Below are 24,526 nucleotides of genomic sequence, written 5' to 3'. Positions count from 1 at the left end.
CGATGAAGCGATTTCTTGGATGGTGGGTTAAAAACGCAATTGCGGCTAATCTTTTGATGGTCGCAATTATCCTTATGGGGATATACGGCTTTTTCAAATTAGAGCGTGAATTTGTTCCTGCGCCAAAGGTTACAACGATTAGCGTATCAGGCGTCTGGCTCGGCGCGTCGCCCAATGACATCCAAGAACAAATCATCTCGCGTATTGAGCAGGCGATTGAAGGCATTGACGGCATCGACTATATCGAAGCCAACGCCCGCGAAGGTAGCGGCTCTGTGACTATTCAGACGCTTGTGACATCTGATTTTGACCGAATTTTAGACCAAGTTAAATCCCGTGTTGATGGCATCAATAATCTGCCACCAGACGCCTTTCGCCTGAACACACGGCGCGGCGACATTGAAATTGATTATCTCTATCTTGCGCTTTACGGGCAGGATGATGTTGACCGCAAAGAACTGCAACGCCTTGCCATAGATATCACGCGCGAAATGGCCAAGCTGCCCGGCGGTGAGCTAACGCAGATGATTACCAAATTGGAAGAAGAGATCACAATTGAGATTTCTGAAAACGATTTGCGCCGCTTTAATCTGACCTTCTCCCAAGTCGCTCAAGCTATTTCTGGCACGTCGCTCAACGCATCAGCGGGCGAAGTGCGCACATCGACGGGCTCCCTGCAACTTCGCACGCGTAATCAGGCCGTATCCAAGGCGGAATTTGAAGATATTATCATTCGTCAATCGGCCTCTGGCGGCACAGTGCGGGTCAAAGATATCGCACGGGTTATTGACGGTTTTGAAGATTTTGATTTCAAGTCTGAATATAAAGGTAAGCCCGCCATGTTTATGCGCGTGTTGTCACCTGAAAAAAGCAACATCACAAAGACGGGCCGTATTTTTGAAGAGTTTGTAAAAGAGCGTAATGAGACGCTCCCCCCTGGAATTACCTTAGAGGTTTGGGCCAATATGGCCGACGGTTTTGGTGGTATGATGAACTTGATTTTCACCAACGCCCTTATGGGTATGGTGCTGGTCCTTATTTTTCTGTGCCTCTTTCTGCGGCCTGTCGTAGCCGTTTGGGTGAGTGTCGGAATTCTCATTGCCTTTATGGGGGCTTTGGCCATCGCACCGGCCATGGGCATTAGCTTTAATATTTTCTCTGTCTTTGCCTTCTTATTAGTTATTGGGATTATTGTGGATGACGCGATTGTTGTGGGTGAAAGCGTTCACTTGCATGTGGAAAATGGTGTCACGGGAGAACGCGGGGCGATTGCGGGGGCATCTATGGTCGCCAAGCCCGTCTTCTTCGCGGTCCTAACGACCATGCTGGCGTTCTCGCCTTTTGCTATGTTGACCGTTTCGCAAGTCACAATCACATCGCAAATTACATTTGTTGTGGTTGCGGCTTTGCTGTTCTCTTTGATTGAGTCCTTCTTAATTTTGCCAGCACATTTGCGCCATTTAAAACCGATCAAAAAGGGCTCTGAAAATTTCCTAATCCGGACACAAGAGCGGATATCCCAAAGCCTTGTTAACTTTGCTAGCAATGTATTCAGGCCTGTGGCGGCGTTTTGTATCAAATGGCGTTATGCGACCTTCACAAGCTTCATCGCGCTATTTGTATTGGCCTTTGGCGCAGCGAAATTTGGTTACGCAAAATATTCGCCTGACGGTAATGTTAGTGGCGATATGATGCAGGTCAACATTCGCTTCCCCGAAGGCACCTCCTATAATCGTCTCTTGCAAGTGCAAAACCAAATGTCAGAGGCAATTGAACGCTTAAACGAAAATGGCAAGCAGGATTTTGGCGTTGATTATACCATCATTCCGTCCCCGGGCAGCTTTATTGCGGGGAATAGATTACAGGCGTTTTTAGGTCTTGCACCACTCGAAAAACGCGACACGGTCAGCAATACTGATATTGAACAGGCGTTTGAAAAATACCTCGGTGAAATTCCTGATGCTTACCGCGTGTCAATTAATGCAGGGGGTGGCGGTAATAATAATCGTGGTCTTTTCTTTGGGGTTGCAGCGAAAAACCCAACCACGCTTGAGGCTGCCATCAAGGATTTGAAAACGCAATTCGATAGCTATAGTGGCGTCGCTCGCACATGGGATAATTTTGAAAGCAGCGCGCAGGAAATGCGTTTTCAACTTAAACCAGGCGCTCAGGCCTTGGGCATTACATTGGCGGATGTATCCCGCCAGGTGCGCGAAGCGTTTTTTGGCCGCGAAGTACAGCGCTTGCCGCGTAACGGTGAAGATGTGCGTGTGGTTGTGCGCTATCCCGAAGCCGCGCGCGACTCGATTGACACGCTGAAAAACCTGCGCATTCGTGGGGCAGGCGGTGTTGAAGTTCCTCTCTTTGAAGTGGCCGATGTCAGCTTCGGCCCTGGTGTGTCGCGGGTCAACCGTCGCGACCGTAAACAAGTCGCCTACACCGGTGCCGTAGTTATCGGCGAGGCCGATGTGCGCCAAGAAATTATGGATGACTTAGAAGCAAACTTTCTACCGGAATGGAATATTAAATATCCTGATGCCGAACGCATATTGGTTGGCGTAGACGAAGAGCAACAACGTCAAATGCGCGAATTGATGTTCTTTGGGTTATTCGTTTTGGCGGTGACCTATATGATCCTTGCCATTGCGTTTAAATCCTATTCTCAGCCTCTCTTAATTCTGGTCGCCATTCCTTTTGCCTATGTCGGCATGGTGGTCGGGGCGTTGGTCACGGGGATTCCAATGTCATTCATGTCTATCTTTGGCTTCTTTGCGGCGGCGGGTGTGGCAATTAATGACAATCTGGTTTTAATTGATTATGTAAACCGCCTCCGTGCGCGCGGTATTGGCGCGTATCAGTCGATTGTCGATGCCTGTGTATCGCGCTTTCGCCCCATTCTACTCACCTCATTGACGACCTTTGTCGGTATCTTGCCCATGCTGGCGGAAAACTCTGCCCAAGCGGAATTTTTAAAACCGCTTGTGGTGGCTTTGGCCTTTGGTGTTTTGTTTGACTTCTTCCTAACGTTATTCCTTGTACCTGCGATGTTTGCCATGGGCATTGATATATCGCGCGGATGGAAAGGCATTTGGACAGGGGTGAAGCAACCGCCGCTCGGCAGCACCTATGACCCCAATGTTCAACTGGCCTTGGAAGATTTGGAATTGGCAGATAAGGCCGATCTTGGAGCTGGAACGCCTGTTCCTGCTGAATAACAAACCTATAATTATAACCCCTATGGAGTATCCGTATGACGTTTAAATCCGCCCTTATGACGCGTGTCTTTGCGCCAAGCCTTCTTGGCCTAACCTTGGCCTTAGCGGGCTGTAATGTAACAGAGCCAAACTCTGACACTAACGGCTCTATTGCCGCGCCTGCACAAAAACCTGTTTTAGGCTCCTTTGGGGTTGAGTTGTCCAATATCGACGAGTCTGTGAAGCCCGGCGATAATTTCTTTAAATACGTCAATGGGGCATGGTTGGAAAATACGGAAATTCCAGCGGATAAATCACGATATGGCGCCTTTACGCAATTGCGTGATCTCTCTGATGACCGCGTCAAAGTTATTATTGAAGAGGCTGCCGCAAAAGACGCCCCTATGGGGTCAGAGGAACAAAAAATCGGTGATTTCTACGCGGCCTTTATGGATACCGACGCAATTGAAGCCGCTGGCCTGACGCCTGTGAAAGCCGACATTGCCCGCATCCGTGCCGTGAGCACCCATGAAGATGCTGCGGCTTTGATGGGCGACCCATCCATGAGCGTTCGTGCCCCCGTCGGCGGATGGGTTGATGTCGATGTGAAGGATATTGAAAACTACATTTTTTATATGACGCAATCCGGTCTCGGTATGCCCAATAAGAATTATTATCTTGATGACGACGATAAATCGGTTGAGCTTCGCGCCGCTTATGTCACCTATTTGACAACTATGTTGCGCGAAGCTGGTCTGGATAATCCTGAGGCCCGTGCGAAAAAAGTCATGGCCTTTGAAACCGAAATGGCAGGGTCGCATTGGACACCTACGAAGCGTCGTGACCGTAGCTTGACCTATAATAAAATGAGCCTAGATGAGCTTAAATCCTATGCCCCTGGTTTCCCATGGGAGTCTATGCTGTCGGCGTCAAATCTGTCAGATCAGGACACATTTATTATTCGTGAAAATGACGCCATTCAAGGCTTGGCCGCGACATTTGCCAAGACGGATATGGACACAATCCGCGATTATATGACGGCGGGTTACCTCGGCAGTATGTCGGCCTATCTGCCCGCATCCATTGATAATGCTCGCTTTGATTTTTACGGCAAAGCGCTCAGCGGCACAACAGAACAACGGGAGCGTTGGAAACGTGCGGTCAGCCAAATTGACGGCACGATGGGCGAAATGGTTGGCAAGGTTTACGTCAAAAAACACTTCCCACCAGAAAGCAAACGTCAGATGGACGCATTGATTGAAAACCTGCGCGCGTCATTTGAAGAGGGTCTGAAAAACCTAGACTGGATGGGCGAAGAGACAAAGGTCGAAGCGCTGGATAAGCTCGCGAAGTTTAACCCAAAAATTGGCTATCCCGAAGAATGGACTGATTACTCAGCTCTGAAAGTGGACCGTAGTGACCTTATTGGCACGGTAAAATCAGCTAATGCATGGTCGTGGAACGAAGATATTTCCAAACTTGGCGGGCCGATTGATCGCGGCGAATGGGGCATGAACCCGCAAACGGTTAACGCCTATTACCGTCCGTCACTAAACGAAATTGTGTTCCCAGCTGCGATTTTGCAAGCGCCGTTCTTTGACCCCAACGCTGACCCTGCTGTGAACTACGGCGGTATCGGCGCGGTTATTGGTCATGAGATGGGCCACGGCTTTGATGACCAAGGCCGTAAAACTGACGGTAACGGCGAACAACGTGATTGGTGGTCAGAATCAGACGGCTCAGCCTTCAAAGAGCGCTCTGATGCGCTTGTTGCGCAATATGACGCGTTCGAGCCGCTGCCCGGTGAAAACCTTAATGGACGTTTGTCCTTGGGTGAAAACATCGGTGACTTAACCGGTGTGACAATGGCCTATAAAGCCTATCAAAAATCACTCGGTGGAAAGCCTGCTCCTGTGATTGACGGCTTGACGGGGGATCAACGTTTCTTCCTCGCTTACGCGCAAATCTGGCGCATTAAATTCCGTGATGAAGCCATGCGCGCGCAAATTAAAAATGGCCCGCATAGCCCGGGTGAGTTTCGTGCCAATGGTATCGTACGCAATATTGATGCGTGGTATGAGGCGTTTAATATACAACCCGGCGACGCCCTTTATGTTGCCCCAGAGAACCGCGTCAAAATCTGGTAAAATTATAAGCCTCGCCAATCACGGCGGGGCTTTTTTGCGCAAACTGTTGGAAGGCCGCTAGCGTATAGCGTTGTCTTTGGCCTTGCAGTTTGGATAGACCTGGCCATTGATCACCATTGTTGCGCTGTCCGCTTTGCTCCAAAATATGACGCTATCTGTATCAGCCTTGCGTTCATATTTTTGGCCTGACGCGGCAGCTACGCGGGGCAAGTTATAAGATTGTCCGTTCACCCCAATATCGACAAAGCCGTCATAAAAATTGGCTTTCACCTGGGTCTTACCGCATATGTAAATCACTGTTTTGTTAAACACTGGGGCGGCAGTCACACGGTCGTCTTGAGTGTCACTTTGTGCATTTTGACTGCATGATACAGTACTGAAAGCTAAGACTGTTGAACAGGCGGTAATAAATAAACGACGCATGGCGTATCCTTTGTGTTGGATAACCCTATCATATTCTACTGCGCGTTGCTTGCTCTTACGCAGTTGCGTCCTTCTATCCCGCGCGACCTGTTGTTTTGACGGCGTCTATCATGGCTCTCGCTCGTCCTGATAGTGTGTCCTCACAAGCTGCGATTTGTGTATAGCGCCGCCGTAATTTTCCGGGAATATCAGCCATGGCTTTCTCGCCAAATTTCTCGGCCGCGCCGTAAATATTGGATAGCGCCGCAGCGGGGCCTTTTACGGCAATAAAACCACTATGCACATTAAGATTTTCTGTGGCATAGTAGCGTTTATAGCCCTCAATCCCCGCACCGAGGTCGATACGCGAATATCCCAAATTATCCGCCGCATCGATAACCCCCTCTAGCAATTGTATACCAGGTGACAGATTTGATAACTCACTGTCATAGGCCACAATCCAGCTATGAAAGGTTGGACCGTCCGATAGCCCTAAATCAATGGCGGCTAAGCGGTCACCGAAATAAAGCGCATGCATATCACACCGCAGGGCCGCGTCCTTATCGGTTAAGCCAGCCGTCCAGAGCGTCTCTAATAACGGCAGCGTCCATTTCGCGCAGAGCACATCATATTTACCCGTTTCTTCAAACTTGCGGCGTTTCCAGCGCATCAAGGTGTTAAATACATCGCGGTCATTTGATTGGTAAACAAAACGGCGCTTACCGTGATCAGATTCGGTATTACGGATGCGGCGGCGTAAAGACTTAAGACTGCGGCGGTAACTGCCGTCTTGGGCGTCGCGCCACGATTGTCCACCAGCGGGCATATGGATCATCGCAACAGGATCATCAGCGAGGCTATGACGGCGCGCCAGATCATTATCCACCATAGCTGTAAAATGAAAGGCCCCAATGCCTGCACGGCGTAAGATATCTTCAAAATCCAAATCGGTATGTGCTGCTGATATAAAGCCCTGATAATCACTCATCGGGGCGCCCAAGGGGGCCGTAAATTTTCCGCTGCCTTGAATGGGTAAAAAGGCCACTGCGCGGTCTTTTTCACGCGCAATAATAACACGCGCATCATCACGTAACGCCCCTAAATATTGGGTGTAATTGACATGAAAATAAGGACTATAGAGCGCAGGGTTATGCGCGCGCATATGCTCCCAAGCCGCTATATCAACGGCGGACAGCGCGTCAGGGCGAATTATGTCAACGGTCATCGCACGCATAGGAGGCCTAAATTCACAAAGTTGAGATTAGACTACCAAAATTTGGTTATAGACGAATTAAGGCGTCTATTATTATTTAGCCAAAGTTGTTTCAGCCTAAGACGTATAATTTTTGTTTACGCCCGCCCCTTTTTTCGACCATGATACAGTATGAACGACACACATTTACCAGATAGCAAGGTCTCGCAAACGGTGACAACGCTGCATCAACCCGGCTTTGATCACGACCATGACCATAGCCATGACCACACGAAAAACAGTTCTCAAGGCCGACTGGCCCTGGCGGCTGTCATCACGGGCATATTTATGGTGGTCGAAATTATTGGCGGGCTTATCTCTGGCTCGCTCGCGCTTTTGGCTGATGCGGGTCATATGATGACAGATTTTGCTGCGCTTAGCCTCGCTTGGGCTGGCTTTGCAATCAGCCGCCGTCCAGCTACGTGGCAATATACCTTTGGCTATGCGCGGTTTCAAACGCTTACGGCGTTTCTTAACGGACTGACATTGGTTGGCGTGGCTATTTGGATTGTGTTTGAAGCATACCACCGCATTCAAGATCCGTCAGAGGTTCTAGCAGGCCCGATGTTATATGTGGCCATAGCGGGATTGGTTGTGAACCTACTGGTATTTTGGATTTTAACGCGTCCCAATAAAAACGACGCAGGGCACCATGAAAATTTAAACATGCGCGGCGCCGTGCTACATGTGCTGGGCGATTTGCTCGGCTCTGTTGCGGCGATTGTTGCTGCGGGGATGATAATGGCGACAGGCTGGATGCCGATTGATCCAATTCTATCTGTCTTGGTTGCGCTGCTTATTTTAAAAAGTGCATGGATGCTTATCCGTGAAAGTGCGCATGTGCTATTGCAAGGCGCCCCCAAAGACCTCGACAGGCGTCGTATTACAAAGACGCTCGAGGACTGCATCCCGGGGCTTATCTCGGTTGAAAACTTTCATATCTGGACACTTAACGCTGACCGCCCGCTGGTCAGTCTCCAAGCTTATATAAAGCGCGGCGTGAGCATTGAGGAGGTCAGCGTTCAGATTAAGGCCGCATTGTTTGAGGATTACGGTATTGATCACGCGACTATTGATGTGATGTATCCGCTGAAGGCACCGATATTAGAAACGCCTTAACGGCAGGACGTACTGGGTCCCATATCGACATGAAAATGATCTTTATGGGCAGCGTTGAAATCCGGGCTGAGCGTAACGCGGAAAATATCACAGGCGGAATCGCGGACAGCCCGCAGGAACTTGCGGCGGTCTTTATCCCCGTCCCAATCTTTCAGAACGGAGATAACGCGCCCGTCTGATAACATAAATCCCGTGACATCAAAGGCATTGGCAAAGGCATGTTCAGACCATGCGCCTGACCCATTGCCGCGTTGTCGGCGACAGCTATAGGTTCCTGCATGGACGATTTTTGACAAATCAGCGCCGAGATATTTTTGTGCGTGAGTGTCAATTTCTCGGCTCCAGATATAACTGCCCAGGCTAAGCGGGCATTGCATCGTGGCCTCGCCAGGTGATAGCGGCACCGCGCCCGACCCGTAATGCACGCGCGCAACGCCCCAGCCGCAGGGGCTATCTTTGACATTTTTTGGATCAGCCGGAACGGAGGATAAATCTTGCGCGGCAAGGGCCAGATTAACGCATGTCTGGCTGGGCGACAATTGCACACGAAAGAGCTGTGTTTTCGTCGCTAGCCCAACAGGACGGTCTGCATCCAATGCGCGCCACGGCAGATGCTGATGCGGAACCGCTTTATCAATACCCCAGCCAATCCCGCCGATAAGAGACAGAAAAACTAGGATTTTAAAAAGTGGGACGTAACGTTTTATATGACGTTTTGCGCCGTGTTTACGACTCGCGCGGCGCAATCTGGCGCGCCTTTTTATACGCTCCCAATTCACAGCGTTAATTCACGATGCAGATAACCTGCGCAATACGGCGGTCACGGCGGTAACGGTCGGCTTCTAATCCGTAAGTCGCATTGGTAATGGGGATGGCTGTGGCCTTAACACCTTCTGGAATAATGCCTTGTAGCGATATTGGAGCCACAGTGTAAACACGGCCACGGCGCGGGCTTTCCGCGGCAACAATACCAATGATTTCACCGTCATTATCCAAAACAGGCCCACCGCTCATACCGCCGATAGAGCCGCGCAAGCCGCGTGTACGCCCGACTTCGGTCCAGGCCAAAATTGCTTCTTCTGTCTGGTAGCGTCCACGCACAAGCAGTCTGTGACGCCCTAAAAGCTCGCCAATCACCTCACCAGGGCGTCCTTGCGGGAACCCCATAAGATAGGCGTGCTCTCCGATTTGGCGGCGGGAGTATAAGTCACTGGCAAGCGGGTCACGTTTCCATTTTGTCCGCAGTACACCAATGTCTGCGTTTTTTGAAATCGCCGCATCCGCGCGCAGTGTTTTACCGCCACCCAAATTAAGACCGACACTATCACAGCCGTCAATGACGTGGCGTGCGGTCAACCATGTCCCTTTATCATCCACAGCAAAGGCTGTGCCGATACCCGAACTTGGCGCGTCCATTTCAACAAGAACAGTTGTGTCACGCGGGCTTTGTCCTGGTAGCATCGGCCCCAGCTCTGGCGGCGGGGTCGAGGCGTCAAATTCAGGGGCACTACGTGATGCGTTCACATAGATTAAAAACACGATTAGGAAATAAATAGACCAATCGGGAATACGAAAGCGCATCGCCTAGCCCACAATCGCAACGGCCAACATAATAGACCCTGCGATTTTAAAGGCGGCTAACACAGTGGCCGCAGGGACTTCGCCGGCTTCGATGCGCTCGGGCATACCGCGGAACAGCGCGTCCGTCATACGGAATAAAAATAACTGCAAAAACAGGCTGACCGTACCCCATAGCGCAACATCAAACAGGCCTATTTTATTGACTAGACAGGCGGCTAACGGCAGGGCCAAACTAATGACTAGCGCCGAAAACGAAACGGCGGCGGCCATATTGCCGTCTTGGACAAGCTTAAGCTCTTTATGCGGGGTTAGCCATGTGTAAATCACAATCCCAACAAGGTAGATGACTGTGACAACCAGAAGGTAGAAAATCAGCCAAGGGAAACCTTGGGCGAGGCTATTGAGTGCGGGTTCCATATATTTATCCGGATAATTAGCGTTTCCGTCGGCCCCACACCCAACGATTTAGTTAAAAATGATTATGGTCTGAAATCAAGCCCATAATGCGGCGACGTGATTTTATTTCAAACTATACCCTGTGAGATTATCAACATTACACTTTATTCTTTGAGGGGGGATGCATCTGTAATCGCCTCGCTTTGCGCGGCTTTTTCTAAAGCGCGTCTTTCGCTGGCGCGCATCTTTTCAGACTCGGATTTCAATTGTCCGCAGGCGGCCAAGATATCACGGCCACGGGGGGTGCGGATGGGCGCGGCGAGCCCTGATTTATTCACAATAACGCCGAAGCGTTCAATCGTTTCCCAATCAGAGCATTCATATTCACTGCCAGGCCACGGATTAAACGGGATCAGGTTCACTTTGGCAGGAATGCCTTGCAGCAAAGTAATTAATTCTCGCGCATGTTTCGGGCTGTCGTTAATGCCTTTTAGCATTACATATTCAAACGTAATGCGCCGCGCGTTAGACAGCCCCGGATAATCACGGCAGGCCTGCATGAGTTCCGCGAGTGGATATTTGCGGTTAATTGGCATGATTTTTTCGCGCAAAGCATCATTAGCTGCGTGAAGCGATATGGCGAGCATCGCCCCGGTGCGCCGTCCGACATGGGCGATTTCAGGTACAACGCCCGATGTGGAGACGGTCACCCGCCGCCGTCCAATGGACAGGCCTGTTTCATTGGACATAATGTCAACGGCTTGGCAAACCTGCTCTGTATTATAAAGTGGTTCGCCCATGCCCATAAAGACGATGTTCGTCAGCTTGCGGTTTTCCTGCTGCGTTGGCCATTCATCCAAATCATCGCGGGCAATGATAATTTGTAGGATAATTTCGCGCGCTGTGAGGTTCCGCACAAGGCGCTGTGTGCCTGTGTGACAAAACGTACAAGTTAGCGTGCAACCGACTTGAGAAGAGACGCAAAGCGCTCCCGTCTTTGATACATCAGGAATAAAGACACTCTCAACCTCTATGCCAGGGGCCATACGAATAAGGTATTTGCGGGTTCCGTCGACACTGACTTGACGCTCAATAATCTCGGGGCGCTCAAGGCTGAAATGTTGCGCGAGTTTGGCCTGCATGGGTTTGGCGATATTGGTCATGGCGGAAAAATCACGCACGCCGTGATGATACATCCATTGGAAAATTTGACTGGCACGCATGCGCTGCTTTTTTGGCTCAACACCAATGTCAGCCATTGCGTCTTGCAGCTCTTTTTTGCTAAAGCCCAAAATGTTGACGCGGCTATCCTGTGGGGCTGGTGTGGCCCCTGCGGTAAAGTCTGTTGTCTGTAAAAGCGTCGTTGGCATAGGAGCTCATATCACGCATTAAAGTCGCCCGATAGAGCGCTTAGGCAGCGGCGTTATGTGACTTTATTCCCGATAGTATAAGCTCATGTGCCTTCTCGCGCGAGTCCCAACCAAGAACCTTGACCCATTTCTCTTTTTCCAAATCTTTGTAATGGGCAAAGAAATGCGGGATGCGGTCTTGTAGGACTTGCGGCAAATCTGTGTAGTTTTGAATTTTGTCATAATAAGGCGTAAGCTTTTGATGCGGCACAGCCACAATCTTCTCGTCTATGCCGGCTTCATCTTCCATCATTAAAACGCCGACGGGCCGCGCGCGTATAACAGCGCCCGGGACAAGGGCACGCTGCCCGACCACCAAGACATCTGTGGGGTCACCGTCATCTGACAAAGTATGGGGAATAAACCCGTAATTACACGGATAGCGCATGGAGGTATAAAGGAAACGATCTACGAACATCGCGCCAGAGGCCTTGTCCATTTCATATTTAATCGGCTCCCCCCCTAAGGGGACTTCAATAATGACATTAACATCTTCCGGCGGGTTCTCACCAGCGGGGATTTTGGACATATCCATAGGAGCCTCTAGCGTAGCATTATTTTTCGCGCGTTTAGCGTTCTCGCAGCGTGATAGCAAGGGTGTTATCAACCCCTTTTCATGGGCAATCAATCGATATGACATCATAAAAAAGGCTGCCGATTGGCAGCCTTTGAAAACCAATTTACTCTGCTTATCGCGATAAACGGACCGTTTGTAAATTCCGGCCAATATCCTCAAAAGCTTTTTTCAACTGTTTCTTGTTTTTCGCTTTAAAGGCAGATGCTGGATTACTGGCACATGACTCAAGGGTATCGTAAATCTTTTTAGATGCGCCAGGCAATTTATAGGCCACTGTGTAGACTGCAATACCGTCGGCTTTGATGTTGTCGCAAATCCCGATGATACGATCTGTCGCCTCATCATTGGCCGTCACATTTGAGGGGCCATATGGATAATGATATGTTTTTTCCGTTCCGCCAAAGCGAGCAGTCTGGGTCATTGTGTTGGCACCATCCGTCATCAAAACCACGGCCTTTACCGCATCAGCAGAGGAGCTTGACGCCTCTGTAAAGGGGGCGTTAGGCGTTAATGTGCGCCATCCCCAGATAAGTCCTGATGGAATATATGTGCTACCCGAGGCGGTCAGGCTGTCAATTTTTGTGTCAACAACACTAAGGTCAGTTTCAAGGGGGAGTATTTCTTCTCCGCAAAACTCATTCATCGCGCCGCCAATACGGTTTCCTGCTCCCGCATCGGCCAGTAGATTATCTGGCGCGTCACGTGATCCCGCGCAGCCGTTCCAAGTAATGGTTGGTGCAGGTGGGCAAATTGTGTTTCCAGTCGGCGTCCATGTTTCACCGCTGCATGTACTTATAGTGGCCTGATACGGAACGCCATCAGAATACCGTGTTTCTTGATGGGTCGTGCATCCTGAATTGCTGTAAGTTGTTTCCGCGTAGCATGCGGGTGCTGGCCCTGATGTGCCGTCTGCGGGGACGTTCATCCATGATGCATTGCGGCGAGACATGCCAATATTAACGTAATTACTAAACGGAACAACGGAAATGCGGCTGTTGGGATTTTTGAAATCTCTGACGATTTGCACCAAAGCTTTGGCTGAATCTTGCAAATCCGACATATTAGATCCACTCATAGACCCGGTCCTGTCTAAAACCATGGCGATATTAAGCGGCATTTCTTGGGCAATAGGCGCGGCAGATTTGACTTCGACTTTGAAATCTTTTTTACCAAACATGCCCAAAATCATTGGGCTATATTTTGTGCTTGCTGTTGCTGAAATTTCATCATTCACAACGCTCACATTGGTTTTCATTGTCCAGCCATGGGTGTTGTTTTGCTTAATCGTTTGCTTGACGATTTTTTTAAGCTTTGTTGGGTTTGTTTCACCTGATGAAGCCGCAGCTAATACAGCACCGTCCAAGCTATCTTGAAGACCGCGACTTTGTTTGGTCAGTCCCGCTGTATCCACAGCAATGCCAATACCCATAATCAATAATGATGAGACGAAAATCGCCATTGTGGCGAAATTGCCATCCTCAGAACGCTTATAGTTAAGCATTGTCGTTTTCAGTAAATTTAGCTTTGCCATGATAGCCCCACGCTTTGGATTTATAAAAACGTATAGGGATTATTCCTTTCTATTCCGTCAGCGAACACAGTTAATAAAGCCTTCCTAAGACGAAGTTCCCGCCCTAAAAGAGAGCTATGAACCAAACATTGACTATCGCCCTACCGCAACTTGCTCCCGCTTGGATGAACAGGCAGTTGGGTCTGAAAAAAGTTATTGAAACAATCCAAACCGCAGCCAGAAACAAGGCCGATTTGATTGTTTTTTCAGAAGGCTTTGTGCCTGGTTACCCATTTTGGGTGGAAGCGACAGGCGGCGCAGCCTTTGATGACCCGCGTCAAAAAGATTTATTTGCGCTCTATTCTGATCAGGCCATTGTGGTAGAGCGCGGGGATTTAGATGATGTCTGCACCGCCCTTAAACAGGCGAGCATGGCGTGCTATTTGGGCGTCATTGAGCGTGCCTCTGATCGCAGTGGCCATTCGCTTTATTGCAGTTATATTTACATTGATGCGGGCGGCGTTATCCAGTCTTGTCACCGCAAATTACAGCCGACTTATGAAGAACGCCTCGTTTGGTCACCCGGTGACGGTGCGGGCCTGGTCACGCATAAATTGGGTGCGTTTACTGTGGGCGGGCTAAATTGTTGGGAAAACTGGATGCCACTCTCTCGCGCGGCCCTTTATGCGCAAGGCGAAGATCTCCATATTAGCTGCTGGCCCGGCAATGACCGTAATACTCATGATCTAATGCCCGTTTTAGCAAAAGAAGGACGCAGCTATTGCGTGGGGGTATCCGCTATTTTCAGGGCTGATGATGTGCCCGATGATATGCCATATGCGGCGCAAATAAAGGCGGGATTATCCGATATGCCGGCTAATGGTGGATCCTGTATCGCTGCGCCAGACGGGTCTTGGGTGCTGCCGCCACTCGTGGGCGAGACAGCTATTCGATATGCAGAATTAGACCCTGCCTTTGTCCGGCGAGAGCGTCAAAATTTCGATCCCAGCGGACATTATTCGCGCCCCGATGTTACTCGGCTTGTGGTGAACCGGACACGGCAGAGCCTTGTGAGCTTTGAGGACGAATAGCATTCGTCGCCTGCCAGTCCTGTAAGTCGGTCAACTTTTTTGAAAGCCCTTCGGATAGAGCGTCTAATTTTTCTTTGCGGTGGTTAGTAATTAGGCGTGTTTGCTCGCCCGTATTGGCTTCAAACGCCATCCAATTTTGACCCTGATATTGCGGCCAGTCTATGAGCGCTGTGCCGTTGGGATTGCCTGTCTTGGCAAAATCTGTCCAATAATCGACCATAACCGCGGTCAGTGCCTCATCTTCATCTGATAGCCCTAAAATCGGCTCGTGACTATCAAAGACAAATGGCAGTTCCGCCGCGTGATAAGCCCCAATCGTTTGACTATCCGATGGCGGCACTCGGTTAAATGTATAAAGCCAAGCAGGCTGCGCGTTGCGTTCTGATATTTGCGCCACGTAGCGCACATTGACGCCAAAAATCTCGTCTCCCATCATATCCATACCACCCTGAAACAGCGCCTCTTCGCCGCCGTCCAAATTATAAAGATCAACCAGTGTTTCGGCTTGTGTCGGGAAATGCTCCGATAGCGCCGCAATCATATCGTCACGGCTGCCGTCCTTTGGAAAGCCTTCCATCCAGACGGTTGGTTCTTGGTCCGTTGGGTAAAACAAACTGCCTTCATCGGCGTTATATCCCAATAGCGTTGGAACCGCGTGGTAACGCCCCGTCTTTAACGCAATGCCGACGTTATCGGGAAAAACAACGCCGTCGCGATTATGATGAAAGCCGTCTGTAATCTCCTCTGTCACCGCATCAATTATGGTTTGAGCGGGCAGGGCGCGCAACTCGCTTGCCGACGGGTTATCAAGACCTAAGACGTTATCGAGCTTTTTCGCAGAGGCATAACCGCTGACCCATACCACGCCGTCACCGCTCATTTGCCCCATATGATAGGTCGACGCCCCGCTTTGACCGATGGCTTTATCAAATAAGCCTTTGGCCAGCGGGCTTGCCATGAGCTCCGTCACAGACCATGCGCCCGCACTTTCGCCAAAAATCGTGACATTATCTGGGTCGCCGCCGTAAGCGCTAATGTTACCTTCTACCCACTCAAGGGCGGCAATTTGATCCAATGTGCCGTAATTGCCCGACACACCGCGCGGGTCATCAGCGGAAAGGGCGGGGTGAGCCAGATATCCAAACGCCCCAAGACGGTAATTAAGTGTGACCAAGACCACGCCGTGGCTGGGCAATACATCGGATTGATAATAAGAAAAATCACCCGACCCGAATTGATGCCCGCCCCCATGTATCCATACCATAACGGGCAGGGGGGCTTCGGGGCTAGCCGCAGGTGTGCGGATGTTCAGATACAGGCAGTCTTCGGAAATTTCTGAGACGGGCAGGCTGGCTGCAACCCGTTTGACCAATGCGCGTTTTATCGCTGATAATCCTGATCCGTCGACAATGCGGTCTAAAAAACCGCCTGTGCCGCTGCCTTGTTTTTGCATACACATGGGCGCGAATTCTGTCGCGTCGCGCGTCTCGGCCCAAGCCGTTGGCGCAACAGGTGGTCGCCAGCGTAAATCTCCAACTGGGGGCTGTGCAAAGGGTATGCCTTTGACGTTGGTAATACCTGCTTCTGACACCACCCCTTGCACGGGGCCTTGCGGCGTATTGATGACGGCAGACGGTGTTGTTTTTTCACCGCTCCCACAGGCGCTAAGCAAGAGTGCAGCCGATAGAGCCCAAACGAATCTTTTTGTCATCAACCGCCCCTAATCGACCATTGTCTTTGGTGTTTTGTAATAAAGCTTCAGACCATTGGCTGTGCTCATGCTGTCTGATTGTGTGTTGAGCATCGTGCGCATACGGTCCAAAATAAGGGTATCAATGGTAATGATAATGCCTGTGACATAGGTCGCAAACTCGCTCGTCACCCCTTGGCTGGTCAAGAGTTCCTGAACCAGAACGATGGAGGCGCTGGGCACACCCGCCGCTGAGGTCGCGTAAACCATGCTTTGGAAGGCCACAATAATACGGTCAACGAGGGCCACCTCAACACCGTAGGCGTCCATGCCGTAAAGCGTGATAAACGTCAGACCCATCAGCGTGCCAACCATATTGATTGTTGCGCCAACTGTGTAAAACGGTGTCGCCTCATCGGCATTTGCGCCCAGTTGGTCACAGGCGATGCGGGTGGCGGGCAGCGTCGCCATGCTCGAGCTTGTCGCCAATGCCACGACAGCCTGAGGGACAAGGGCGCGCCGCATGAAGCCAAAACCATGGCCTAAAATACGCGAGCTAATCAAGACCATGAGCAGCCACACAACCAACATCGACCCGACATAAACAGGCACGATGGAAAACAGCTGCTTAAGCGATTCCCATCCACCCGGACGGTTTAACGCGAGGGTCAAAGAGCCGAACACAGCGAGGGGAATCGTAATCCAAAGAAATTTGATAAAGCCCTTAATGAACATATCAGAGACGATATCCGCCTGCTGTCCAATACCGGGATGCTTGGCCTCTAGCCGCTTTAGGGCGCGCCCCAGTAGAATACCAGCATAAATAGAAATCATCAGCGGGCTAGTGAAAACCCCGTAAATTTTTTGCATGAACGGGATGGCCTCGACTGTCGCTGAACTTGTCAGACCCAAAGCATCAGGTGTGTCAAACACATCGAGTGGGAACAGGCTATGCGCCGTCACTGCAACCACGACGCCAATTAGGGAGAAGCCAATAAAAAAGCCTAAGACACGGATAAATTTCGCCCCCATGCCGCCGCGTGACACCGCAATCGACGCCGCAATGGACAAGATGATCAAAGCATACATAACGGGCTTTAGCGGCACAAACAGCGCGTCTTTGGCCAGTCCCGCGATAGATTTTGACAAATAAATATCACCCATGCGCACAGGTTCAACAAGTCCTGACAGGCCAAGTCCCCAAAAGGCAAAAGCCAAGACAGCGCCAATGATGACCAGAAGCAGCAGCGGTATCTCGTAATATTTATTTAACATGACAGTCCCCAAATATGTTTATCACTCATCATGGAACGAAAACGGGGCCAGTGCAATGCACGGCCCCGTGATAAATTGGGTGGTCGGTGAAGCGGCGAGGGCTCTATTCACCGTCCTTTAGTTTTTGCATCAAATATGTGTGTTGCAAGGCGAGGCGCTTGGCGGTTTCTTTGAGGTTCGCCGCGGCCGAGTGACCGCCGTCGATGTTTTCATAATAAAGGAAATCATGACCTTGGTCTTCCATGCGCTTGGCAACCTTACGGGCATGGGCGGGATGGACACGGTCATCTTTGGTGGATGTCACAAAGAAGACCTCGGGGTAATCCGCGTCGGGATCAATATTATGATAAGGGGATATGGTCTCTAGGAACGCGCGTTCCTCGGCAATATCCGGATCCCCATATTCACCAACCCATGACGCGCCCGCTAGCAGCTTGTGATAGCGCAGCATGTCGAGCAGCGGCACAGCGCAAATCACGGCGTTAAACAAATCAGGACGTTGTGTGAACATGACGCCCATCAAAAGCCCACCATTTGATCCGCCTTCAATGCCCAAATGTTTCGGGCTTGTGATGTCTTTCTCGATAAGGCTTTCAGCCACAGCGATAAAGTCGTCATAGATTTTCTGACGCTCTGTTTTCAGGCCCGCTTGGTGCCATTTCGGGCCGTATTCACCGCCGCCTCGGATATTAGCGAGGACATAGACACCGCCGTTCTCCAGCCATAATTTCCCGCGTGTCGCGGAATAGCTCGGGTTAAGCGAGATTTCAAAACCACCGTAACCATAAAGAAGCGTCGGGTTCGTGCCGTCCATTTTGATGTCTTTATCATGAACAACAAAATAGGGGACCTGTGTGCCGTCCGTGCTGGTCGCGAAAAACTGCTCTGCGACCATGGACGAGGCGTCAAACCAGCTTGGCAGTGATTTGGCTGCCGCTTTTTCCATCGTATCCGTGTTAAAAGTCCACAAAGTGTCAGGGGTTAGGAAGCTTTCAGAGCTAATAAACGCCACGTCTTCTTTGTCATTAGTCGCGCCAATAGACACGCTCCCGTTTTCGGGGAAATCAAGCGCTTCACGCGTCCATTTCTCGCCGTCAAAGTCAAAAGCATAAGCGCGGCTGACAACATCGGTAGAGATGCTCATCAACACTTTGGACTTTGTCACACCGTAACCATTCATCGATGATTTTGCATCAGGGCTATAGACGAGGGTGACATTTTCAATTTTGCCGTCATCCATAAAATCAGCCATGGCAAAGCTGACTAGATCGCCATTTTTAAACCCGCGCCAGTCTTCATTTACCGAGAGTAGAACTTGGCCTTTAAATTCTGACCCTAGGCCTGATTTCTCCGGGATTGGGAACATCACGGGTGTTTGCGGGACGCCGTCTTCAACGGGGACCCAAAATGTCTTAGAGTCATAAAAAGTCATAGAGCGAGAAATAACGATCTCGCGCGATCCATCGGCCATCTCAAAGGCGCCGGGCCAATAGCCAACATCTGCTTGCTCGCCCCGACCAAGCTCAACGGCTTCCGATAAGGGCGTTCCGCGCGTCCATAATTTGGCCACCATCGGATAGCCGCTATCTGTCATGGTGCCGTCGCCGAAATCAACGCCAATAACTACATGGTCTTCATCGACCCAAGACATTGTGCCTTTGGACTCTTCTGTCACAAAGCCGTCTTCGACCCATGTTTTTGTCTTGGTGTTAAATTCGCGGCGCACAACAGCGTCTTTGCCGCCATCTGACAAATTGACGATGCAATGCTCATAGCTCGGTGATAGGCACGTATTGCCTTTATACACCCAGTTTTTGCCTTCATCAGCGGCTAGCTTGTCAAAATCAATCACGGTTTCCCAGGCTGTGTTATCGGAAAGATAGCTATCCAGTGTGGATTTGCGCCAGATACCGCGCACAGAATTGGCGTCTTGCCAGAAATTATGCACTTCACCGCCGCGGTAGGATACATAAGGAATTTTGTCCTTAGAGTTTAAAATCTCAAGCGCGTCAGCCTGCATTGTCTCAAAGCGCGGATCAGCGGTCAGGCGGTCAAGTGTGCGGCTGTTCCAGCCATTAACCTCGGCCAGCGCCTTCTCACCCAAAACTTCTTCAAGATAGAGGTGGTCATCATTGGTTTGGCCGGGGGTATCATATGTCATGGCTTTTCGTGTCATTTTTTGGGCTGTGTCTTTCATTGTGTCTGCCATTGTATCTGCGGCTTTGTCGGCGGCATTCTCGGCCTGTGAGCAAGCCGTGACGGCAAGGCCTGTTACACTTAAGGCCGTGCCAAGCATAAATGTCTTCATGAGGCGTGTCATACGCATGGGGTCTCTCCGGATAATGTTATAATTGAGTTTATTTTGCCCTTTATACGGCGCAGATGCAAGCAGAGTCGGGCTTAAGCTATAAGGGTCGGGCTTTCTGATCGGGGCTTATTTATGGGGCTTTATTGCTAAGGCTTAGCTTTCCCGCTAAGGCGAAACTATGATGGATTTTCGCCCCGTAATTTTTGTTGTCGGCCTGATGGTGGCCGCACTAGGGCTAACCATGTTTGCACCGATGGTTGTTGATTACGCCCATGGCGACCGCTCTTGGCAAACCTTTGGGATTAGCGGTATTATTACAACCTTGCTCGGGGCCGTCATGGCCATGTCCACTTACACGCCAGACCCTGATCTGCGCGCACGCGGCGCTTTCTTGCTTACCACGCTAAGCTGGGTCGCACTATCAGCCGTGGCGGCCATTCCGTTCATTATGGAACCGATGGGCATGAGCGTTACGGACGCCTTTTTTGAATCCACCAGCGGCATCACCACAACGGGCGCAACGGTACTAACAGGACTTGATGACCTGCCCAAAGGGATCTTGCTGTGGCGGGCGATTTTGCAATGGATTGGCGGCGTCGGCATTATTGTCACGGCGATGGCGGTTCTGCCGATGCTAAAGATTGGTGGAATGCAGCTTTTCCGTCTTGAAAGCTCTGATATGGGCGAGAAAATACTGCCGCGCGCGGCTTCTATCGCGGCGGCGATTGGTCTGATTTATCTGGTGCTGACGATATTATGTGCTGTTGGCTATATGATTGTGGGGATGAGCGCTTTTGACGCCGTGGCCCATGCCATGACAACTGTGGCGACAGGCGGTTATTCCACATCGGATGCGTCCATGGGCGGGTTTTCAGACGGGGGTGCGGATCTGGTCTGTATCGCCTTTATGATGGCGGGCGCCATGCCCTTTGGGGTTTATATGTTGATGGCGCGCGGGAATTTACGCGCCCCTTTTGCGGACAGCCAAGTGCGCACGTTCATCGGGATTATGACGGCGCTGATTGCTGTGGTTACCTTTAGTCTCTGGTTCAACTCTGACCTGTCCGGTAGTCAAGCGCTGCGCCTATCGGCCTTTAACACTGTCTCTATTGTGACGGGAACGGGCTACGCAACGGCGGATTATAATGCGTGGGGTCAATTTGCCGTCGCCGCATTTTTTGTATTTATGTTCATCGGTGGCTGCGCGGGCTCGACGGCGTGTTCAATCAAAATATTCCGTTATCAAGTCGCCTTTGAGGCGCTACGCGCCTATCTTTTTAAAATGCCACAGCAAAACGCGGTTGCCCCTATGCGTTATGGCGGCAAGCCGCTGCCTGACACCGTCGTTTATTCTGTATTGGGATATTTCTTTTTGTTCTTCATGACCTTTGCGGTGGTCGCGATTATCTTGTCCGTCTTGGGTCTTGACCCGATAACCGCTTGGTCGGGTGCGGGCAGTGCTGTGGCGAACGTTGGCCCAGGGCTTGGCGATATTATTGGCCCAGCGGGCACCTATCAAGACTTACCGGGGGCTGCGAAATGGGTCTTAATGACGGCTATGATTGTCGGGCGACTTGAAATTATTACCGCCCTTGTCATCCTGACCCCTGCCTTTTGGCAGCACTAAATACTGGCTAGCTAGCGCCGCCTGCCGCCAAGAGCGTACTGACGTCAAAGACATAATCTGTGCCGCAAAATTCACAATTAGCCGTGATTTTACCGTCCTCTGCGATGTCGTCCAAAGCTTTAGCGTCAAAGGTCTTTAGCGTAGCCTCAAGCCGGTCTTCGGAACATTGACAATCAGCATTAATGGCGGCCCGTTCTATAATGCGGACGCCCGTTTCATTAAATAACCGAAACAGCAATTCGTCTTGCGGCAAATCGGGGTCAATTAATTCTTCGTCTGATAATGTCGCAAAAAGTGCGCGTGCCGTGTCCCAATCATCATCTGTTTGGCCACGCGTTACATCGGGGGCAATGCGTTGGATCAACATACCGCCGCCGCGCCAGCTTGGGTCTTGTCCCGGGGTCTGGACTTGACCGCAGGCCAGTTTAATCTCAGTCGGGATTTGTTCGCTTTGCTTGAAGTAATGCTCTGCGCATGCCGCTAAGCTTTCGCCTTCAATCGCGGCAAGGCCTTGGTAATTATCCATGTCGGGACCTTGGTCGATGGTCATGGAAAAGGTGCCCCCGCCCAGCAACGCTTTTGCTCCCGGGTTGCGACTATCAAGTTCTATTTCGCGCAGCGCCGCACTATCCCAACGCGCATAGCCGCGCACAGAGCCGTCGGTGGTGCAATCTGCCATTAAGAGCGATACGGCGCCCTCATTTGTGCCGTGGCATTGCACGACAAGGCGACCTTTAAATTTCAACGCGCGTGCAACAAGGGCGGCAATCATCATGGCCTCGCCCAAAAGCGCCGCAACACGCGGGGGATAGCGGTCATGGCCCAAGGCTTTGTCCAAAACAGCGCCCAGGCGCACGGCCCGACCACGCACAGCTTTGTCTGATGCCTGATTGGTTTCCAATTGAAACACGCTGATAAAATCAGTGGTCAACTCTTGAATATCTTGGTCTTGTTCCATTGGCTATAACTGGGACGTTCCGTTATTTAATCAAGGGCGCCTACGTCGATTTCACAGCCTGCTGCTGCATCTCGCAGAGCTCGCCAATGCCTTTGACCGCAAGGCGCATAAGCTCGGCCATTTCGTCGGCTGTAAAGGGCGTGTCTTCGGCGCTGGCTTGCACCTCAATAACGCCGCCCGTTTGGGTCAAAACAAAATTGGCATCGGCTTGGGCTGCGCTATCTTCTACATATTCCAAATCAAGACGACATTCGCCCTCGACAATACCGGCACTGACAGCGGCCATATTATCGGTAACTGGGTTTTCTTTAATCTTGCCGTCTGCGACTAATTTTTCACAGGCCAAATATAAAGCGACCCATGCGCCTGTGATGGATGCTGTGCGTGTCCCGCCGTCGGCTTGCATTACGTCACAATCTACAATGATTTGACGCTCACCAAGTTTGGAAAGATCGACGGCTGCGCGCAATGAGCGCCCAATCAGGCGTTGAATTTCCACCGTGCGTCCGCCTTGTTTGCCGCGTGCGGCTTCGCGGTTATTGCGCGAATGCGTAGACCGGGGCAGCATGCCGTATTCGCCGGTGACCCAGCCCTTGCCTTTGCCCTTCATCCAACGCGGGACATTTTCATCAACGCTGGCCGTGCATAACACATGGGTATCACCAAATTTCGCGAGGCAGGAGCCTTCGGCATATTTGCTTGCGCCTGCTTCTAGTGTGACGTTGCGAAGGCTATCAAGAGAACGATTATTGGGGCGCATAGCAGACCTTTATATTTCAGCGGATGATGCGCCGTGGCCTAGGGTCTGGGGTGCAAAAAGGCAAGGGTAAAGCTGGGCTGCGGCAATATCCCTGTTGAAAACGTCATGTAAAAATATTGCGTTTTGCTAAACCTAGCGTCGTGTTGGGCCGTAACTGACTTACAAAACACTTTCTCAACAGGCCCTTATGTCATTTGATGCCAACATACTCCCGCCAGTGCCGCTTAATCTCGGCGAAGCTGCGCTTGCGCAAGCCCCCGTGGTGCAGCTGGCAGGCGGCGTATCCTGTGTGCCGCAACATTATTTGCGGTATATGCATACGCGCGAAAGCGTAGAGGCCCTGCTAAGCGACGTTGCTTATGATCCGCATTATCCTGTTTTCGTTTCTGATGATAAGGGGCAAATAATCATCCAAATCGGGATTGTTGGTTATGACAATTACAAATCCAAAGCACGGCAGCCAAAGCTGAAAATTGTCTTTGGCCGTAAATGGCGGGTCGAACCGAACTTGCCCAGTTCTGAAATTCTGCAAACTGTTTTTCTAGCCTTGCAAAAGGCACGTGAGCACGAGGTTAGGGAGTGTTTAACGCTGGATATGGACGGCTATGTCACAACGCCGTTTAACAACCATCACGATATGCCTTTAATGGCGCGCCAAAAAGACGTCCTTCACGCGGTCAATGAAGTGCAAGCAGATATGACGCAAGCTGATATTTCAGCGTTATTATCCCGTGTTCGATATGACGGTTATGAGGCCGAACTCATTGATATGGAAATCACGCGTCTGGGCCCTATCCTGATGAAAGTAAAATTTGATGGTTCCATCGATATGCTACCAGATAGGACCGTGTTGATGACGGCGGACACACTGTCTCCCAATGCCATTTTACATGGCCTTATAGATGCGCTGCTTGCGGAATCTGATAGGCATGTAAAAACTAATTTCACCTACCGCGGCTTTGCCCGGTTTGATACAGCTGTTGATGTGCAAGCGGTTGCGAAGTTATCCCTCACGACCCGTCAGTCACCGAAGCAACTGCTTGGTGCGAGTAAGCAAAAAAAGATTTTCGCCAAGACCTTTGAGAGCGAGCGATATGAGACCGATAGCACGCGTATTCCAACGCTTTCATCTAGTCCCTATAGTGATAAATTACGCGAACAACTCCGCGAATTTGATCTCTCGAATTACGCCATGGTGTGCGGTTAAAAAGATAAAGCCGCACAGCGGTG

19 protein-coding genes are annotated in these 24,526 nt (G+C 50.7%); 6 read left to right on the top strand and 13 right to left on the bottom strand.

Features of this window, described 5'->3' with window-relative positions; genetic code table 11:
- Window positions 1-2 precede the first annotated feature (2 nt).
- Together AB6B37_RS14125 and AB6B37_RS14120 are read left to right on the top strand one after the other, a co-directional pair.
- Window positions 3-3,215, top strand: coding sequence for an efflux RND transporter permease subunit (locus AB6B37_RS14125; RefSeq protein ID WP_371396477.1), 3,213 nt, complete (start codon window positions 3-5; stop codon window positions 3,213-3,215).
- A gap of 35 nt (window positions 3,216-3,250) precedes the next feature.
- Complete coding sequence (locus AB6B37_RS14120; protein WP_371396476.1) at window positions 3,251-5,341, top strand: M13 family metallopeptidase; 2,091 nt, start codon at window positions 3,251-3,253, stop codon at window positions 5,339-5,341.
- A gap of 57 nt (window positions 5,342-5,398) precedes the next feature.
- Here AB6B37_RS14120 and AB6B37_RS14115 read toward each other — a convergent pair whose 3' ends face one another.
- Together AB6B37_RS14115 and AB6B37_RS14110 are read right to left on the bottom strand one after the other, a co-directional pair.
- Window positions 5,399-5,764, bottom strand: coding sequence for an MliC family protein (locus AB6B37_RS14115; RefSeq protein WP_371396475.1), 366 nt, complete (start codon window positions 5,762-5,764; stop codon window positions 5,399-5,401).
- Window positions 5,765-5,837: 73 nt separating this feature from the next.
- Window positions 5,838-6,977 carry a GNAT family N-acetyltransferase gene (locus AB6B37_RS14110; RefSeq protein ID WP_371396474.1) on the bottom strand — a complete coding sequence of 380 codons (1,140 nt, stop codon included), beginning with the start codon at window positions 6,975-6,977 and terminating at the stop codon, window positions 5,838-5,840.
- Window positions 6,978-7,127: 150 nt separating this feature from the next.
- On the opposite strand from AB6B37_RS14110, the gene AB6B37_RS14105 reads away from it, so the two are divergent.
- A complete protein-coding gene (locus tag AB6B37_RS14105; RefSeq protein ID WP_371396473.1) occupies window positions 7,128-8,114 on the top strand; it encodes a cation diffusion facilitator family transporter in 987 nt (328 codons plus the stop codon).
- Here the strand turns inward: AB6B37_RS14105 and AB6B37_RS14100 are convergent.
- The 6 genes from AB6B37_RS14100 to AB6B37_RS14075 form a co-directional block, all read right to left on the bottom strand.
- Complete coding sequence (locus AB6B37_RS14100) at window positions 8,111-8,860, bottom strand: extensin family protein (RefSeq protein ID WP_371396472.1); 750 nt, start codon at window positions 8,858-8,860, stop codon at window positions 8,111-8,113. The genes AB6B37_RS14105 and AB6B37_RS14100 overlap by 4 nt on opposite strands.
- A 37-nt stretch (window positions 8,861-8,897) precedes the next feature.
- Window positions 8,898-9,695 (bottom strand): serine protease, encoded by a 798-nt coding sequence (locus AB6B37_RS14095; protein WP_371396471.1) that lies wholly within the window; start codon window positions 9,693-9,695, stop codon window positions 8,898-8,900.
- A gap of 3 nt (window positions 9,696-9,698) precedes the next feature.
- Window positions 9,699-10,112 carry a DUF350 domain-containing protein gene (locus AB6B37_RS14090; RefSeq protein ID WP_371396470.1) on the bottom strand — a complete coding sequence of 138 codons (414 nt, stop codon included), beginning with the start codon at window positions 10,110-10,112 and terminating at the stop codon, window positions 9,699-9,701.
- Between the two features lie 143 nt (window positions 10,113-10,255).
- The gene (gene rlmN / locus AB6B37_RS14085; RefSeq protein WP_371396469.1) at window positions 10,256-11,461 is read right to left on the bottom strand and encodes a 23S rRNA (adenine(2503)-C(2))-methyltransferase RlmN; all 1,206 of its coding nucleotides are present in this window, start codon (window positions 11,459-11,461) and stop codon (window positions 10,256-10,258) included.
- A gap of 40 nt (window positions 11,462-11,501) precedes the next feature.
- Entirely contained in the window at window positions 11,502-12,035 is a 534-nt protein-coding gene (gene ppa / locus AB6B37_RS14080; protein ID WP_371396468.1) for an inorganic diphosphatase, read from the bottom strand.
- A gap of 154 nt (window positions 12,036-12,189) precedes the next feature.
- Complete coding sequence (locus tag AB6B37_RS14075; RefSeq protein ID WP_371396467.1) at window positions 12,190-13,608, bottom strand: hypothetical protein; 1,419 nt, start codon at window positions 13,606-13,608, stop codon at window positions 12,190-12,192.
- A gap of 116 nt (window positions 13,609-13,724) precedes the next feature.
- Here AB6B37_RS14075 and AB6B37_RS14070 point away from each other — a divergent pair, with 116 nt between their 5' ends.
- Window positions 13,725-14,678, top strand: coding sequence for a carbon-nitrogen hydrolase family protein (locus tag AB6B37_RS14070; RefSeq protein WP_371396466.1), 954 nt, complete (start codon window positions 13,725-13,727; stop codon window positions 14,676-14,678).
- Here AB6B37_RS14070 and AB6B37_RS14065 read toward each other — a convergent pair.
- The 3 genes from AB6B37_RS14065 to AB6B37_RS14055 form a co-directional block, all read right to left on the bottom strand.
- Window positions 14,620-16,389 carry a carboxylesterase/lipase family protein gene (locus AB6B37_RS14065; protein WP_371396465.1) on the bottom strand — a complete coding sequence of 590 codons (1,770 nt, stop codon included), beginning with the start codon at window positions 16,387-16,389 and terminating at the stop codon, window positions 14,620-14,622. The two genes, AB6B37_RS14070 and AB6B37_RS14065, sit on opposite strands and share 59 nt — an antisense overlap.
- 9 nt (window positions 16,390-16,398) lie before the next feature.
- Entirely contained in the window at window positions 16,399-17,643 is a 1,245-nt protein-coding gene (locus tag AB6B37_RS14060) for a cation:dicarboxylate symporter family transporter (protein WP_371396464.1), read from the bottom strand.
- Window positions 17,644-17,746: 103 nt separating this feature from the next.
- The gene (locus tag AB6B37_RS14055; protein WP_371396463.1) at window positions 17,747-19,969 is read right to left on the bottom strand and encodes a prolyl oligopeptidase family protein; all 2,223 of its coding nucleotides are present in this window, start codon (window positions 19,967-19,969) and stop codon (window positions 17,747-17,749) included.
- Between the two features lie 160 nt (window positions 19,970-20,129).
- Here AB6B37_RS14055 and AB6B37_RS14050 point away from each other — a divergent pair, with 160 nt between their 5' ends.
- Window positions 20,130-21,578, top strand: a complete 1,449-nt coding sequence (locus AB6B37_RS14050) for a TrkH family potassium uptake protein (RefSeq protein ID WP_371396462.1) — start codon at window positions 20,130-20,132, stop codon at window positions 21,576-21,578.
- A gap of 7 nt (window positions 21,579-21,585) precedes the next feature.
- Here AB6B37_RS14050 and AB6B37_RS14045 read toward each other — a convergent pair whose 3' ends face one another.
- Window positions 21,586-22,536 (bottom strand): Hsp33 family molecular chaperone HslO, encoded by a 951-nt coding sequence (locus tag AB6B37_RS14045; RefSeq protein WP_371396461.1) that lies wholly within the window; start codon window positions 22,534-22,536, stop codon window positions 21,586-21,588.
- A 40-nt stretch (window positions 22,537-22,576) separates the two neighbouring features.
- On the bottom strand, window positions 22,577-23,296 hold the full coding sequence (gene rph / locus AB6B37_RS14040; protein WP_371396460.1) for a ribonuclease PH: 720 nt from the start codon (window positions 23,294-23,296) through the stop codon (window positions 22,577-22,579).
- Window positions 23,297-23,483: 187 nt separating this feature from the next.
- Between rph and AB6B37_RS14035 the strand changes: the two genes are divergently transcribed.
- A complete protein-coding gene (locus AB6B37_RS14035; RefSeq protein WP_371396459.1) occupies window positions 23,484-24,503 on the top strand; it encodes a hypothetical protein in 1,020 nt (339 codons plus the stop codon).
- Window positions 24,504-24,526 lie beyond the last annotated feature (23 nt).

This window comes from Fretibacter rubidus (assembly GCF_041429785.1).
In the GTDB taxonomy this organism is placed as follows: domain Bacteria; phylum Pseudomonadota; class Alphaproteobacteria; order Caulobacterales; family Maricaulaceae; genus Fretibacter; species Fretibacter rubidus.
This window is presented reverse-complemented; position numbering and strand designations above follow the sequence as displayed.